The 16156-nt window shown below is 74.1% G+C and carries 9 protein-coding genes; 4 read left to right on the forward strand and 5 right to left on the reverse strand.

Annotated elements, in window-relative coordinates; genetic code table 11:
* Window positions 1-41 precede the first annotated feature (41 nt).
* Both ISP_RS25035 and ISP_RS25040 read right to left on the reverse strand, forming a co-directional pair.
* Window positions 42-7463, reverse strand: coding sequence for a non-ribosomal peptide synthetase (locus ISP_RS25035; protein ID WP_013226636.1), 7422 nt, complete (start codon window positions 7461-7463; stop codon window positions 42-44).
* Window positions 7460-8578 (reverse strand): AfsR/SARP family transcriptional regulator, encoded by a 1119-nt coding sequence (locus tag ISP_RS25040; RefSeq protein ID WP_013226637.1) that lies wholly within the window; start codon window positions 8576-8578, stop codon window positions 7460-7462. The genes ISP_RS25035 and ISP_RS25040 overlap by 4 nt, the downstream gene beginning before the upstream one ends.
* Window positions 8579-8840: 262 nt before the next feature.
* Here ISP_RS25040 and ISP_RS25045 point away from each other — a divergent pair, with 262 nt between their 5' ends.
* Window positions 8841-9020 carry a hypothetical protein gene (locus ISP_RS25045; RefSeq protein WP_013226638.1) on the forward strand — a complete coding sequence of 60 codons (180 nt, stop codon included), beginning with the start codon at window positions 8841-8843 and terminating at the stop codon, window positions 9018-9020.
* Between the two features lie 16 nt (window positions 9021-9036).
* Here the strand turns inward: ISP_RS25045 and ISP_RS25050 are convergent, their stop codons facing one another.
* Window positions 9037-11976 carry an AfsR/SARP family transcriptional regulator gene (locus ISP_RS25050; protein ID WP_013226639.1) on the reverse strand — a complete coding sequence of 980 codons (2940 nt, stop codon included), beginning with the start codon at window positions 11974-11976 and terminating at the stop codon, window positions 9037-9039.
* Between the two features lie 241 nt (window positions 11977-12217).
* Here ISP_RS25050 and ISP_RS25055 point away from each other — a divergent pair, with 241 nt between their 5' ends.
* On the forward strand, window positions 12218-12613 hold the full coding sequence (locus ISP_RS25055; protein ID WP_013226640.1) for a nuclear transport factor 2 family protein: 396 nt from the start codon (window positions 12218-12220) through the stop codon (window positions 12611-12613).
* 97 nt (window positions 12614-12710) lie between these two features.
* Here ISP_RS25055 and ISP_RS25060 read toward each other — a convergent pair whose 3' ends face one another.
* Entirely contained in the window at window positions 12711-13721 is a 1011-nt protein-coding gene (locus ISP_RS25060) for a MerR family transcriptional regulator (RefSeq protein ID WP_013226641.1), read from the reverse strand.
* Window positions 13715-14395: a HEAT repeat domain-containing protein gene (locus ISP_RS25065; RefSeq protein WP_176742149.1), complete on the reverse strand. Its 681-nt coding sequence runs from the start codon at window positions 14393-14395 to the stop codon at window positions 13715-13717. Before ISP_RS25065 ends, ISP_RS25060 begins: the two co-directional genes overlap by 7 nt.
* Window positions 14396-14568: 173 nt before the next feature.
* Between ISP_RS25065 and ISP_RS25070 the strand changes: the two genes are divergently transcribed.
* Together ISP_RS25070 and ISP_RS25075 are read left to right on the forward strand one after the other, a co-directional pair.
* On the forward strand, window positions 14569-15210 hold the full coding sequence (locus tag ISP_RS25070) for a hypothetical protein (RefSeq protein ID WP_013226643.1): 642 nt from the start codon (window positions 14569-14571) through the stop codon (window positions 15208-15210).
* A gap of 4 nt (window positions 15211-15214) precedes the next feature.
* Entirely contained in the window at window positions 15215-16108 is an 894-nt protein-coding gene (locus ISP_RS25075) for a hypothetical protein (RefSeq protein WP_013226644.1), read from the forward strand.
* The last annotated feature ends 48 nt before the right edge of the window (window positions 16109-16156 follow it).

Here is a 16156-nt window from a genome sequence, read left to right on the forward strand (position 1 = left end):
CCGCCGGGAGTCCCGGCGGGCGGCACCGTCGTCGCGGGTGGTCAGGCCCGGCACAACCGCGCGAACGCGCGGACCGTGTCCTCGGCCAGGTCGCGGGCGAACGCCGGATCGCAGTCGGCCTGCTCGTAGAGCACCTGCACCCGGATCGGGTCGGCGTCGATCACGCCGAGGACGATCGGGTAGCCGGTGCGCTCGAACTCCCGCACGGCGGTCAGCGACGCCTGCGGGCCCGCGATGACCGGCCGCGGGAAGTTCTCCACCACGAGGATGGTGTCGAACAACTGCTCGCCGGCCGGCACCGCGGTCAGCCGGTGGATGTCCGTGAGCGCGCTCGCCACGTGTTCCCGCAGCTCGGCGTGGCGCTCTTGCAGGTCGGCCAGCCAGGCGCGGGTGTCCGGCGCCGGAGCCAGGCGGACCCGGACCGGGAGCGTGGTGATCAGCGGCCCGACCATCCGGCCGACGTCGGCCAGTTCGCCGGGCCGGATCGCCACGGTGGCACCGAACACGACGTCGTCCCGGCCGGTGCGCTCGGCCAGCACGCTCGCCCACGCGCCCTGCGCCAGGGTCGCCAGCGTCAGGCCGGCCCGGGCGAGGAACCCGCGCACCGACTCGTGCAACGCCGGTGACAGGTCCACGTCGACGGTGGCCGAGCTGGTGCCCGGCACCTGCGGCGGCTTGACCGGCAGCGGGGTCGCCTCGGTGAGGTCGCCCAAGGTCTGCCGCCAGTAGCCGCGCGTCTGCTCGGCGTCCGAGCGCGCGAGCCAGGCCACGAACTGCCCGAACGGCGGCGCGGGGGCCGGGCGGGCGGTGCTGCCCTCCAGCAGTGCCTGGTAGACCTCCATCACCTCGGAGACCACAGTGGACACGCTCCACCCGTCGACGATGATGTGGTGGTAGCTCAGCACCACGCGCACACTGTCGCCCTCGGGCCGCAGCGCGACCTCGATCGGCGGCGCCGCCGCGAGGTCGAACCCGCCGGTGCGCACCACGTCGGTCACCCGGATGCCGGCGTCGGCCCACACGGCCTGGACCGGCTCCTGCAGCCCGTCCCAGACGATCGTGCTGCGCAGGATCGGGTGCCGGCGGCCGACCTCGCGCCAGGCTTGGGCGAACGCGCCGAGGTCGATCCGCCCGTCGAGGCGGTAGGTCCGCCGGCCGAGGTACATGTCGTCGTCGGGGTCGAGCAGGCTGTGGAACAGCAGTCCTTCCTGCATCGCGGTGAGCGGGTGGACGTCCTCGAGCGCCGAGCCGCCCGGGCCGCTCGCCGCCAGGTGGTCCACCTCGCGCTGGGTGAGCCGGGTCAGCGGGAAGTCCGACGGCGTGTGCCCGCCCGGGTTGGCGACGCAGTACGCGGTCAGCTCCCGCAGGTGGGCGAGGAACGCCTCGGCGAGGGTCCGCACGGTGTCCGCGCGCAGCCGGGTGGCCGGGTAGATCCACTCGACGTGCAGGACGCCGTCGCGGACGCCGGCCTCGATCTCGATCGGCCGGGGCCGCGGGTAGGCCGCGCTCTTCTCGGCACCCAGCGGCGTCGCCGCCACGGTGAACGGGCCGGCATCGGGGATCGAGCGATCCACCCGGCCGTGGTAGTTGACCACGACCGGCGAGACCGGGCCGGTGCTGCCCACGGCGGGCAGGCCGCGCAGCACCTCCTTGACGTGGTGCAGTTCGGGCTCGTCGAACCGCACGGGCAGCACCTGGGTGAACCAGCCGACGGTGCGGGAGAGGTCGAGGTCCTCGGCGGCGCCGTCGCGGCCGTGGCGTTCGACGTCGAGCACCGCCGGGCCGCCGGACCACTGCGCCAGCGTCTTCGCCGCGGCGGTGACGACGAGGTCCTCGGCCCGGACGCGGTGCACCCGCGGCACGTCCCGCAGCAGCCGCTCGGTGTCCTCTTCGGACAGCCGCACGTGCACCGACGCCGCCGTGGCGACGGTGTCGGGCCCGTGGTCGTGGTCCACCGGCAACGCCGGGACCGCCCCGGGCCCGGCGGCGGCCACGTCGAGGGTGTCCAGTGCGGCGATCCAGTCCTGGTAGGACGACGTCGGTGCGGCGAACGGCGTGCCTTCGTAGGCCGCGGCCAGGTCTTCGATCAGCGAACGCCACGACAAGGTGTCCACGACGAGGTGGTGCACCGCGAGCAGCAGCCGGTCCGGCCCGTCGCCGGTGCGGAACAGCCCGGCCCGCACCACCGGTCCGGCGACGATGTCCAATGAGGACTGGACCGCGTCGGCCGCGGCGGTGAGCGCGCCGGCGTCCGCGCTCGCGAAGTCCCGGCACCACAGCAGGTCCGCGTCCTCGCGGTCCACCACCCGCTGCCGGAGCGCCCCGAGGTCGAACCGGGTGCGCAACGCCGGGCTGTGCGCCACCAGGGCCCGCAGCGCGGCCGCCATCCGGCCGGGGTCGGCGTCGTCGAGGGTGAGCACGACCGACTGGTTGTAGTGGTGGTGGTCCGGCAGGTCCCGCTCGGCGAACGCCCGCTGGATCGGCGCGAGCGGGAACCACTCGCCGGTCTTCGCCGCGGCCCGGTGCGGGGTCGCGGTGGTGATCGGGGTGGCCTGCGGGGCCAGCTGCGCGACGGTCGGGTACCGGAAGATCAGCTTCGGGCTGATCCGCAGGCCCGCCTGCCTGGCCCCCGCGACGACCTGCAGCGTCATGATGGAGTCGCCGCCGAGCTCGAAGAAGTTGTCGTGCACGCCGACGCGCTCCACCCGCAGCACGTGCGCCCAGCATTCGGCGAGCATCCGCTCGGTGTCGCCGCGCGGGGCCGCGTACTCCCGTTGCACCGCGCGGTCGATCGCTTCCGGCACCGGCAGCGCCGTGCGGTCGACCTTGCCGTTGGCGGTCAGCGGCAGCTCGTCGAGCACCAGGTAGGTGGCCGGCACCAGGTACGGCGGGAGCCGGTCACCGAGCCAGGACCGCAGCTCGGCCGGGGCCGGGGCGTGGGCGGCGGCCACGACGTAGGCGATCAGGCGCTGCCGGCCGGTGTCGTCGGCCGGCGCGGTCACCACCACCCCGCGCAGGTCCGGGTGCCCGGACAGGGCGCGCTCGATCTCGCCGAGTTCGACCCGGTAGCCGCGGATCTTGACCTGCCCGTCGCGCCGGCCGAGGAACAGGAGGTCCCCGCCCGGCAGCCGGACCGCGCGGTCGCCGGTGCGGTACATCCGGGCGCCGGGCACCGGCCGGAAGGGGTCGGGCACGAACTTCCCGGCGGTCAGGCCCGGCCGGTCGAGGTAACCGCGGGCGTTGCCGACGCCACCGACGCAGATTTCGCCGGGCACCCCGACCGGCACCGGCCGCAGCCGCTCGTCGAGCAGGTAGGTGCTCTGGTTCCGGTGCGGGCGGCCGATGGGCACGAGCGTGGTCCCGGCGGGCTCGGCTCCGGTGCGGAACGACGAGCAGCCGACCGACACCTCGGTGGGGCCGTAGTGGTTGACGATCGCCGTGTCCGGCGCGAGGCGGTGCCAGCGTGCCCGCACCCGGTCGGGGAACGCTTCGCCACCGACCAGCAGCACCCGCGCGAGGCGGGCCGCGCGTTCCGGGGACAGGTGTTCGGCGAGCAGCTCCAGCAATCCGGGCGTGAGCTTGACGAAGCTGTACGGCGCGCCCTCGGCGAGCTGGTCCGCGAGTTCGCCGGCGTCGAGCCCGTCGGGCAGCAGCCGCACCGGCTGCCCGGCGAGCAGCGGCGCGTACAGCGACGGCACGATGAGGTCGAAGCCGTAGGAGGAGAAGACCGGCGCGCCGCCGCGCGCGTCTTCCGGCAGCTGCGCGAGGCACCACCGCAGGTGGTTGACCACCCCGCGGTGGGTGACCGCGACGCCCTTGGGCTTGCCCGTCGACCCGGACGTGTAGATCACGTACGCCAGGTTGTCCGGAGTGGACAGTGGCACCGGATCGCGGTCGTCGGTGCCGCTGCCGGGGGCGATCAGCTCGGCGCCGGACCCGGCGACCAGCTCGCGCAGGTCGTCGTCGACGATCAGGTAGCGCAGGCCGGCGTCGGCGATGATGGTGGCGAGCCGCTCGGCGGGGTTGTCCGGGGCGAGCGGCAGGTACGCTCCGCCGGCCTTGAGCACGGCCAGCAACGACACCAGCAGCTCCGGCGTGCGGTGTGCGCAGACGCCGATCAGCGTCTCGGGACCGGCCCCGCGCTCGCGCAGGTGGTGGGCCAGCCGGTTGGCGCGGGTGTTCAGCTCGGCGAAGGTCAGCTCGTGGTCGCGCCCGCGGACCGCGACGGCGCCGGGCACCCGGTGCGCCGTGGCCTCGACGAGCCCGTGGATCGTGGCCCCGGCGACGGGTTCGGGTACCTGCGCCCCGAAGACCGGCCAGGAAGCGGACTCCTCGGCGGTGATCAGCTCGACGTCGCCGAGCCGGCGGCCCGGATCGGCGGCGAACGCGGCCAGTGCCGCGTCGAGGTGCCCGGCGATGCGCCGCACCGCGGCCTCGTCGAAGCGGGACCGCTGGTAGCGCAGCAGCAGCTCGATTCGCTCGCCGTGCTCCTCGACCAGCAGCACCAGCGGGTAGCCGGTCTTGGTGACGGTGTCGTGCGAGCTGATCGACAGCCCGGTCGCCGGGTCGTGCGCCTGCGGGGCGGGCTGGTTCTGCCCGATCACGATCGTGTCGAACAGCGCCTGGCCGGCGGGCACGCCGCTCCAGGCCCGGATGTCGGGCAGCGAGCAGTGCTGGTAGTCCTGCAGCTGAAGCAGGTTCCACTGCACCTCGCGCAGCCACTGCGCCAGCTCTGCGCCGGGCGGCACCGGCAGCCGCACCGGCAGCGTGGTGATGAACAGGCCGACGGTGGTGTCGACCTCGGCCAGTTCCGGCGGGCGGCCGGAGAACGTCGAGCCGAACACGACGTCCTGCCGCTCGCCGTAGCGTGCCAGCAGCAGTCCCCACAGGCCGTGCACCACCGAGTTCAGGGTCAGGCCCTCGGCGCGGGCCCGGTCACGCAGGGCGAGGGCCCGCGCCCCGGCGAGGCGCACCGGAATCTCGCCGACGCCGCCGGGCGCGTCGTCGTGCCCGGCGTTCCCGGGCAGCGGTGACGGACCCGCAGACCCGCGCAACCGGTCGCGCCAGAAACTCGCGGCCCGCTCCCGGTCCTGCCGGTCGATCCAGTCGACGTAGCGGCGGAACGCCGGCCCCGCGGTGACTTCCGCGGGCTCGCCCAGGGCGTGCTCGCGGTAGCGCTGCACCAGTTCCCGCACGACCAGCGCCATGCTCCAGCCGTCGAGGACGAGGTGGTGGTGGCTGAGCACGACCGCCCAGTCCCGCTCGCCGAGGCACACTGCGGTCAGCCGCAGCGGTGGCGCCGCGGCCGGGTCGAAGCCCACCTGCCGGTCCTCGGCGACCACGCGGTCGAGGTCGGCCGCCTCGACCACCGTGACCGACGTGCGCACGGCGTGCTCGACGACCTGCACCGGCCGGTCGAGCCCGGCCCAGGCGACCCGCGAGCGCAGCGCCGGGTGGCGGCCCGCCACGTCCCGCCAGGCGGCGGCGAACACGCCGGGGTCGAACGGGCCGCTCACCCGCAGCACGGACTGCTGGAAGTAGTCGGTGGCGTCGTCGTTGTACTGGCTGTGGAACAGCATCCCCGCCTGCAGCGGGGTGAGCGGGTAGACGTCGGCCACGTCGTCGAGGGCCGCGATGGCGGCCACGGCGCCGGCGTCGCGACCGGGCGCGGCCACGGCCGCACCGGAGTCGTCCGGCGCGGTCACCGCTTCGGCGAGTCCGGCGACCGCGCGGATCGTGCGGTGGCGCAGGATGTGCTCGGCGGTGATCCGCAGGCCGGCGGCGCGCGCCCGGGCGACCAGGGTGAGGGCGACGATGGAGTCGCCGCCGAGGTCGAGGAAGTCGTCGTCGGGTCCGGCGCCGGCCAGCACGCCGCGCCAGATCTCGACCAGGGTGCGTTCGACGTCCGTGCTCGCCGCGGTGTCCGGTGCGGCGACCCGGTCGTCGGGCGCGGGCAGCTGCTTGCGGTCGATTTTCCCGTTGAGGCTCAACGGGATCTCCTCGATCGTCAGGCAGCGCGCGGGGATCATGTGCGCGGGCAGCGTCCGGCTCAGGAACTCGCGCAGCTCGGCCGGGCGGGGGCACTCGCGGTCGCCGGCGAGCACGAGGTAGCCGAGCAGCTGCTGGTGCCCGGCCGGGGTCGTGTGTGCGACCACGACGGCGTCGTGCACGGCGGGGTGGGTGCGCAGCGCGACGCCGATCTCGTCGAGCTCGATCCGGAACCCGTTGATCTTGACCTGGTGGTCGGTGCGGCCGAGGTACTCGATTTCGCCGTCCGGGCGCCGCGTCGCGATGTCGCCGGTGCGGTAGAGCCGCCCACCCGAGCCGAACGGGTCGGGTACGAAGCGCTGCGCGGTCAGGCCCGGGCGCCGGTGGTAGCCGCGGGCGAGCTGGATGCCGCCGAGGTAGAGCTCGCCCGCTTCGCCGTCGGCGGCCACCGAGAAGTCGTCGGTGAGCACGTGCAGCCCGGTGTTGGCGACCGGGCGGCCGATCGGCACGGTGGTGGTGTCGGCCACCGGGTCGCACCGGTGGTAGGACACGTCGACCGACGCTTCGGTGGGGCCGTAGAGGTTTTCGAGGGTGCCGGGCAGCAGTTCCATCGCTCGCTGCGCGACGTCGGAGGGCAGTGCCTCCCCGCTGCACACGACGTGGCGCAGGCTGGTGATGCCGCGGACCGCGGGTTCCTGCAGGAACTGCGCGAGCATCGACGGCACGAAGTGCACGACGGTGATCTCGTGCTCGCGGATGGTGGCGGCGAGGTACGCGGCGTCGCGGTGCCCGCCGGGCTCGGCCATGACGAGCCGGGCGCCGGTCATCAGGGCCCAGAAGAGCTCCCACACCGACACGTCGAAGCTGAACGGCGTCTTCTGCAGCACCGCGTCGCCGGGGCCGATCGGGTACTCCCGCTGCATCCACAGCAGCCGGTTGACCACCCCGGCGTGGGCGAGGCAGGCGCCCTTCGGCCGCCCGGTCGAGCCCGAGGTGTAGATGACGTAGGCGAGGTTGTCCGGCTTCGCGGCCGGCGCCTCGTCGTCGGCGGCCGGGAGCGGGGTGTCGATGTCGACGGTCGCGGCGCAGCCGAGGGCACGGGCCGCGGCCGCGGTCGGCTCGTGCACGAGCAGCAGCTCGGCTCGGGCGTCGCCGAGCATGTAGGAGAGCCGGTCCGCCGGGTACTCCGGGTCCAGCGGGAGGTAGGCACCGCCGGCGCGCAGGATCGCCAGTACGCCGACGATCATGGCTGCGCCGCGCACCGCGCAGATGCCCACGACGGTCTCCGGCCCGACGCCGAGCGTCCGCAGGTGCGCGGCCAGGGCCCGCACGCGCCCGGCCAGCTCGGCGTAGGTCAGCGGGCCGTCCGCGGTCACCACGGCGACGGCCTCCGGGGTGCGGGCCGTCTGCTCGTCGATCAGGCCGGTCAGCGTGGACCGGAGGGAAACTTCCAGGAGAGCCGGATCCGTGCTCACGTCGCCACCTTCAAGGGGTTGTTTTCCGTCAAAGCCCTGCGTTTCCACGTCCGCAGCTCGATGTGGGCCTCACCGAGCGCGGTGGTCAGTTCCGCCACCCGGGCGGACAGCTCCGGGTCCCGCCGGGGGCCGGTGTCGGCCAGGCCGGCCCGGCCGCCGTCGAGGAATTGCCGTTGCCACAGCTCGATGTCCGGTTCGGGCTGGTGGTACTTGCGGGCCGCTTCCGCCACGGTGAGCGCACCCGACAGCAGCCCCAGCACGAGCAGGGCCTTGTCCTCGCCGGACAACCGCACCGGCCGGCCGGTGACCGGGTCGCGCGCCGGCCCGGACCGCGACGCGGACAGCCGGACCCGGTGGTGCGCCGGCCGTCGCGGCTTCGGCTCGTCGGCGATGATGTGCTGCTGCAGCTGGCGCAGTTCCTCACCGGGTTCGATGCCGAGCTCGTCGACGAGCACCTCGCGCCCGGCGCGGTAGGTGTCCAGGGCTTCGGCCCGGCGGCCGGTGCGGTGCAGCGCCCGCATCAGCAGGCCGCGCAACCGTTCCCGCAGCGGGTGCAGCGCGACCAGGTCCAGCAGAACCGGGACCAGGCCGTCCGGCTCGCCGACGTCGAGGCGGACCGCGGCCCACTCCTCGATCGCCGTCAGCCGCTGCTCGGCCATCCGCACGGCCACGGCGTCGAGCACCTGGCTTCCGCCGGGCGGGTTCCCCGTCGCCGGCCACATGCCGACCGCGGCGTGGAAGTCGCGTTCCGCCTGCTCGGGCTGCCCGGCGTCGAGTGCCCGGCGGGCGGCGGCGACCAGGTTCTCGAAGACCAGCAGGTCGACTTCGGCGGGATCGACTTCGAGCGCGTAGCCCACCGGCCCGGTGACGATGGAGGCGGCCACGCCCTCCTGGCCGAACCGCTTGCGCAGCATCGACACGCAGATCTGGATCTGGTCGCGCGCGGTCGGCGGCGGCGACTCGTCCCAGATGGCCTGGGCCAGCCGCTCGACGGCCACCTCGCGGTTGGCCGCCAGCACCAGCATCACGACCGCCGCCCGTTGCCGGTGCGAGGTCAGGGACAACGGCCCGCCGGCCCCCTCGACCTTCAGATCCCCCAGGATGCGAAACTTCATTCTCTCCCCTTCCAAGGCCCGGGAAACGGCAGGGCCACCAGACCGGTGAGACCATCTCGCGGCATTCCGCTATCCCCGCGTTATCGCTGGGTTAAGCCAGGGCAAAAGTCCGGCCGAAACGGTCGTGCCGACGGGATTTCCGCAGCTCGGAGGCGGGCAAGGGCGGGGATAAGGGCGAGATAGCGCCGGGATTCGAGGCGTCCATAACGTTCATCTCGTCGCCGGGAAAACCCCGGAAATCCCCGATCACGGAGGTTCGGTCATGGCCCGCACGCTCACCGCCCGCATCGCCACCACCGCCGCTCTCGCCGCCGCGGCGTTCGCCATCGCGGCCGGTTCGATGCACCCGGGTGCCGGCCACGCCGCGGCCGGCACCGGTCAGCAGACCCAGGTCGTCCGGATCGCCCAGGACCTGCCGACCGACGGCAACCCGTGGGACTGAGCTCGGGACGCGGCTCTCAGCGACCGGCGCCGGAATCCGTCTCCGCCACGGCGAGCTCGGCGAACCCCGTGACCGCCTCGCCGGGCAGCGGCCCGGTGCCGACGGGCCGGCCGAGCCGCCCCAGCACCACCGCGAGGTCCGCGCGCACGGCGGCCATGCCCTGGTGGTCCATGATCGTCTCGCGCACCGCGAGCGCTTGTTCGAAGTACCCGCGAGCAGCATCCAGGCGGCCCGCGGCGGCGCACACCTCGCCGAGGTTGTGCAGCAGGTGGCCTTCGCCGATCACGTCGCGGCTGTCGCGGACCATGGCCAGCACCTCCGACAGCGTTCCGACCGCGGCGTCGTGCTCCCCCGCGCGCGACTGCACCTGACCGACCCGGCGCATGGCGTGCGTGATGCCGCCCGCGTACTTCAGTTCGCGATAGATGCCGAGCGCCTCGGCCAGATCTCCTTGCGCGGCCTCGATCCGGTGCCGCCGCGCCAGCACGTGCGCCCGCTGGGTGAGCACGGTCGCCCGGCCGACCACGTCGCCGGCGCGGTCGAAGTCCCGCAGCGACCGCGAGTACAGCTCCATCGCCAGGTCTTCGTCCCCGGTGCGCCGGGCCAGCAACGCCAGGTCGCGGCGGCACAGCCCCAGGCCGACGGGTTCGCCGAGCTCGACGAACAGCGCCAGGGCCTCGGTCAGCAGCTCGTGGGCGCGGGCCGCCCGGCCGGTCGTGAGGTGCTGCGTGCCGAGTGAACTGAGCAGCACCGCGGTGCCCCGGGTGTTGCCGGCCGCGCGGGTGGCGGTCAACGCGGCGGTGTGCGTGCGTTCCCAGTCGTCCAGCAGCCCGCGGGCCTCGAACAACGTGGCCGACGTGACGGCGAGGTCCCAGGCCAGTTCGTCCAGTCCTGCCGCGGCGGCCTGCAGGACCGCGGCGCACAGGTTCTCCTGTTCGTCGGCCAGCCAGCCGAGCGGATCGGCGAGCAGCTGCTCGACGTGGTCGGGGTCCGGCCGCCAGCGGGGCGCCCGCCCGTGCACGACCGTGTAGTCGCCGCCGTAGATCCGCCGGTGCGCGTCCTCGGCCAGCGCCAGCCAGCCGCCGAGCACCCGGTCCAGCGCGGCCGCGCGGCCGTTCGCCTCGACCTCGGCGAGCTTCTCCCGCGCGAACAACCGCACCATGTCCTGGTACCGGTAGGCGAACTCGCCGCCGGGGCCCATCCCGGCGACGTCGAGCATCTGCACGTCCACCAACGGTTCCAGCAGGTCCGAGGGGTGGCGGCGGTCGTCGTCGAGCGCGGCGCCCGCCACCCACCCGGACAGCGACGGCGCCTCCGGCAGGCTCAGCAGCCCGAACAGCCGGCGCGAGCGCGGGTCCAGCCCGTCGTGGGTCAGCGACAGGCTCGCGCGGATGGTCATCTCGCCGTGCGCGAGCTCGTCGAGGCGGTGGCGCTCGCTGGCCAGCCGCTGCACCATGGACGCGAGTGTCCAATGTGGACGAGCGGCGAGCCGGGCCGCGATGATCCGCAGCGCCAGCGGAAGCCCGCCGACGGTGCGCACCAAGGCACCGGCCGCTTCCCGCTCCCGGTCGGTGCGGTCGTGGCCGATCACCCGGCCGATCAGCTCCAGCGATTCTTCGGGGCGCAGCACGTCCAGCTCGACGCGGCGGGCGCCCGGCACGCCGGCGAGCCGCGAACGGCTGGTGACGAGCACCGCGCAGCGCGGGTTGCCGGGCAGCAGCGGCAGCACCTGCTGTTCGCTGACCGCGTCGTCGAGCACGACCAGCACCCGCCGGTCGGCGAGCAGGGTGCGGTACATGTCGGCGCGCCCCGCGAGGCCCTCGGGCAACATCGGGCCCGGGATGCCGAGGGCCACCAGGAACCGGCCGATCACCTCGGCCGCGCCGCTGGGTTCGGCGCGGGTGCCGCGCAGGTCGCAGTAGAGCTGCCCGTCCGGGAAGTGCTGCTCGCCCAGCCGGTGCCCGAGCAGCGCCGCCACCGTGCTCTTGCCGACGCCCGGCCGCCCGACGACCACCAGCACACCCAGCGCCGTGCTGTCCGGGCCGCGGGTCAGGATGCCGGTCGCTTCGGCGAGGACATCGTCGTGTCCGACGAAGTCCGCGGTGGCGGCGGGCAGCTGGCGGGGCACCCGGACCCGCGGCGTCGCGGGCTCCGGGGTGTCCCCTTCGGGTTCCGGCGGGTGGTAGCGCAGCTCGGGCGCACCCGCCAGGATCGCCGCCTCCAGGCCCCGCAGGTCCGGCCCCGGTTCCAGGCCGAGCTCGTCGATCAGCAGGTCGCGGCCGACGCGGTAGGTCTCGAGCGCCTCGGCTTGGCGGCCGGAGCGGTAGAGCGCGACCATCAGCAGCGCCCGCAACCGCTCCCGCAGCGGGTGCTCGCGCACCAGCCGGGCCGTCTCGCCGACCACCTGGCGGTGCTTGCCGAGCCCGAGTTCCAGTTCGAGGTAGTCCTCGGTCGCGGTGAGGTGATCCTCGTCCAGGCGCAGCGCCCGCGTGCGCAGCGTGGGACTGGAGAGCCCGCTCAGGCACGGGCCGCGCCAGAGCGCGACGGCCGCGCGCAACGTCGCCGCCGCCTGGGCCGCCCGGCCCTCCTTGATCAGCGTGCGGGCCCGGGCGACCAGCCCGGTGAAGACCTGGGCGTCGATCCGCCGGGGCTCGACCCGCAGCCGGTAGCCCGGCGGCCGCGTCTCGATGGTGACGCCGACCCCACCGTCGGTCAGGTTGCGGCGCAACCGGGACACGCAGATCTGCACCTGCGTCCGCGCCGTGTCCGGCGGGTTTTCCTCCCACAGCGCGTCCACCAGGCTGTCGATGCTGACGACCTGGTTGGCCTCCATCAGCAGGAACGCCAGCACCGCCTGCTGGCGGCCGGGTGGGACGTGGACCGCCCCCGTGGGCCCTTCCACTTCGATCGGACCGAGGATGCGCAGCGTTGCGTCGGCCGTCTCGGTTGTCGTCACTGCCATCCTCGTCGTGTTCGTACCCCAGCGCCCTCGTCGGCTCTGTCCCGGACAGACCGGTCTGGCGACCCCCGATGTTCGAATGTAGGGGGTGGTGTCACACACGACCATCTCTGCACCGGCATATCGCCCGACTGCCGCAGCGGACGTGGCCGTGCCGCCGGTGATAGCGCCGTGATTGCGGCGGAATGCGCGAATCCGCCAAAGTCGATGCCGACAGCACCGTCCCCAAGGAGCGATCATGGTCGGTGACCTCCCCAGCCTGACCGCCAGCGCGGCGACCACGCCGTGCGGCGTCGATCACGTACGGCTGCTCTACCGGTACCTCGACACGGGCGAGTTCGACGGCTACGCGTCGTTGCTGGACGAGAACGTGCAGATCCGCGGAGTCGGCGCGGCGCCGGCGTACGGGCGCGAAGCAGCGGCGGAAGCCGCCCGCGCGGCCCCGCCGGCGTTGCACGAGCTGTACAAGATCATCGCCGCGGCCGACAGCGTCGTGGTGACCGGCCGCCGCCTCGCTCGCGACCCGGGCACCGGCCGCGCGGAGTTCGACTTCGCCGACGTGTTCACCCTTTCCGACGACGCGCTGGTGCTCAGCCAGCGGCGGTTCCACTACCTGGCGGAGCTCGCCGGCTGAGCTGTCTCCGGCGTGACCGGCAGTTGCCCCGCAGGCGATCCGGATGGGCGCGATCGTCCTGCCCGCCGGCGCCGCTAGAGCCGATCCGGCAGCGCGCTCAGCCGCCGGACGCTTCGAGTGCTTCCAGGAGCGCCGAGGCGACGCGGGCGACGGCGTGGTCCTCGTCGCGGCCCAGTTGCCGCAGGACATCGCGGGCGGCGCTTCCCGGCAGCTCGGTCAGCGCCTGGGCCAGGCGGATCCGCACCGCGGAATCCCCGGGGTGCGCGGCGAGCTCGCCGGCCAGCACTTCGGTGATCCGGTCCGCGTGCCCGTCGTCGAGCGACAGCGTGCCCAGCACCTCGGCCGCCTCGACGTCGTTCGTGCCTTCGACCACCATGCCGGCCAGTACCGGCACGGCGGCCATCGCGCCGCGCCGGCCCGAGGCCAGCGCGGCGAGCCGGCGCACTGCCGGGTCGGGGTCGCCGAGCGCCTCGGTGAGCACCGCGTCCGCCTCGGCGCCGGGCAGCTCGGCGATCGCCCGCAGCGCGCGCCGCCGGGTCTCGGCGTCGCCGGAACGCAGGCCGGCCGCGACGCTGCCGACCCCGTCACCACCCGCCCGGGCGAGGGCCCACCGCAGAGCCCCGGCGACGTACGGATCGGCTTCGGCGAGGATCGCCTTGGCCAGCGGGTCGACGGGAACGGGCGCGTCCTCGGCCGGCGCCAGGACCGCCTGCTGCCGGCGGGCGGCACTGGGCGAGCCGAGGCCGCGCAGGAGCTCGACCACGCGCAGGACGTCCTGCCAGCCCGACGGCGCCGAGGCGTCGATCGCCCGGAGGCGCTCGAGCAGTTCCCGCTCCCGGTGCAGCCGGTCTTCGGTCCGCCGGACGAGGTCGCCGACCATGGCGGCCGGGGTGAAGGCCGGATCCTCCAGAGCGCGGCCGATCTGCCGCAGCGACATGCCGAGCGACCGCAGGCCTTCGACGTGGAAGATCCGGCGGATGTCCGCCGCGGAGTACTCGCGGTAGCCACCCACGGTGCGCCCGGTCGGCCGCACCAGCCCGAGGGACTCGTAGTGCCGGAGCATGCGGGTGCTCACCCCGCAGCGGCGGGCCACCTCGCCGATCAGCACCCGGCGCCCCCGGTCCGCTCCGGGCCGAGCGCGACGATCCGGTCCGCCTCGTCGACGGCCAGGTCGAAACCGGCGTCGGGGTCGTGCAGCAGCCGTTCGGTGGCGCGGGCGTGTGCCCGCACCGCCGGGTCGGCACTGGCCAGTCCTGCCTGCAGGGCCGGTTCGCACTCCGCACCGAGGGCGACGAGCGCGCGGCTGAGGCTCAGCTGCACGGTCCGGTCGCCGCGGCCGAGCTGCCCGGCCAGTTCGGCGGCCAGCGCCGGCCGCTCTCCGGCGGGCACCAGCACGACGGCGGCACGCCACGCGCTGCGCGCGACCTCGTCGTCGGCGTCGTGCAGCAACGACCTGGTGATGGCGGGCCACGTCGTCCGGTCGCCGATCTTGGACAGCGTGTGCAGTGCCTGGCTCCGGGCCTGGGCTCGCCCGGAGCCGAGCTGGGCGAGCAGCACGGGCACCGTGGTCTCCGCCGGGAGCCGGGTCAACGCCCACGTGAGCATGTCGCGCACGAAGAAGTCCGGCTCGATCGCGCACCGGGCGACGAGGGCGTCGGTGAGAGCCGGGTCGGCACGCGTGCCTGCCGCGAGCGCGGCCTGCAGACGTGTGGACGAGTTCCCGCCGCCGAGCGCGGCGAGCAAGCGGTCGTGGTTCTGGGCGTCCGTGTGGGCCGGGTTCATCGGGATCACCTCCTCCACGCAGTGAAGACCTTGTCACAGTGTCAAGGTCAAGCGTGGGAGGGCCGGCTCACTCTCCCCGGCGGCCGAACCGGTCCGCCGGCAGCGCGATCGCCGACGCGGGCCCGTGTATCACCGTCCTCTCCGGCTGCTCTGCACGCCGAGGAGGAAACCCGATGAACCTGTTCCGAACGCGCCGGCCCGCCCTGGCGATCGTGGCGCTGACCCTGGGGGTGGCCGGCTGCTCGACCCCGGCCGGCCCCGATGCGCCGCGCAGCACCGACCAGAACACCACCACCGCCGATGCCACCACCGCCGAAACTCCACCTTCGAACCCCGGCACCGAACCGACCGGTCCGGAGAGCCCCCGAACGGGTGACCACGGGGTCGCGATCTCGATCCCCGAACTGCCGATCGGCGGGAACGCCAACCCCGCCGGTCACGAAAAACTGTGTGCGGACGCGAGCTGGCTGCAGCCGGAAACGCTGCCCGCGGGCGGCGTCAAGGTCAGCCGGATCCAGGCCGACCCGCCGACCGGCTTCCACGTGGGCGGCAAGTGCGGCCGCCTGCCCAGCTGCGCCTCGTTCACCTTCCACACCGGCAAGGACCACTGTTCGGTCGAGGTCACCGGACCCGGGACCGCGCAGGGCGCACAGCTGAAGTTCACCGGCGGGTTCACCTGCCCGCCCGGGCAGGAGAGCTCGTGCCGGGAGCTGACGGCCCGGATGAACCCGGGAGCGATCGGCTTGTCCCGGCCGGAGACGGCCACCGAGCCGGAATCGCCGGCGACCGAGGCCCCGCCGAGCTCGAGCCGGTGACGCGGTGGCCGAGGACAGCACCCCGTCGGGCCGGCTCGAACGCCTCGTCGAGGCGGGCAAGGCCGTCATCCCGCCGCTGACGCTGCTCAGCGCGCTGCTGTTCTACTTCGGCTACGTCTCGGCGCGTTCGCAGTACGAATACTTCGGTGTCGACGTCGACACGATCGGGCTGGGCACGCAGGACTACATCATGCGCAGCCCGCAGCCGCTGTTGACGCCGTTGCTGGTGTACGCCGCGGCCGGGGCCGGCTCGGTCGCGGTGCACGCCGCCGTCCGGCGGCGCATCCACCCCGAGGCCGCCGCCCGGACGGTCCGCCGGATGCGCCGGCTCGGCCGCGGCGGGCAGGTGGCCGGGCTGGCCGCCCTGACCAGCGGTCTCCTGCTGCTCCTCGGATACCCGTTCCTGCGTGACTGGCGGCCCTACGGGCTGATGACCCCGCTGTTGATCGCGGCGGGCAGCACGCTGTTCGGCTCCGGGGCGGCCGTCGGCCGGCTCCTCCGGTCCCCGGCGCCCGCGACACCGCTGCGCCGGACCTCGACGGCGTTCGTGTACCTCGTCGTCGCCGTCAGCGCGTTCTGGATGACCGCCACACTGGCGCAGTGGTCGGGCCGGGGACTCGCGATGGACCGGGCGAATCGCCTCGACGAACTGCCGAGCGTCATCCTCGACACCAAAGAAAGCCTGTTCCTGCGGAGTCCCGGCGTCCAGGAAACGAAACTCCCGGCCTCCGAAGGACAGACGTTCCACTACCGGTACCGGCACCTGCGCCTGCTCATCCACGGCAAGGACCGGATGTTCCTGGTGGCCGACAAGTGGTCGGCGAGCAATTCGACGATCATCGTCCCCCTGGACGACTCGGTGCGCGTCCAGTTCCAGTTCCAGAACCAACCGCCGTGACCCGGGAGCGCATTCACACCGGTGTATCAAGCGGTGGCCTGCCTCCTC

The organism is Amycolatopsis mediterranei (genome assembly GCF_026017845.1).
GTDB lineage: Bacteria > Actinomycetota > Actinomycetes > Mycobacteriales > Pseudonocardiaceae > Amycolatopsis > Amycolatopsis mediterranei.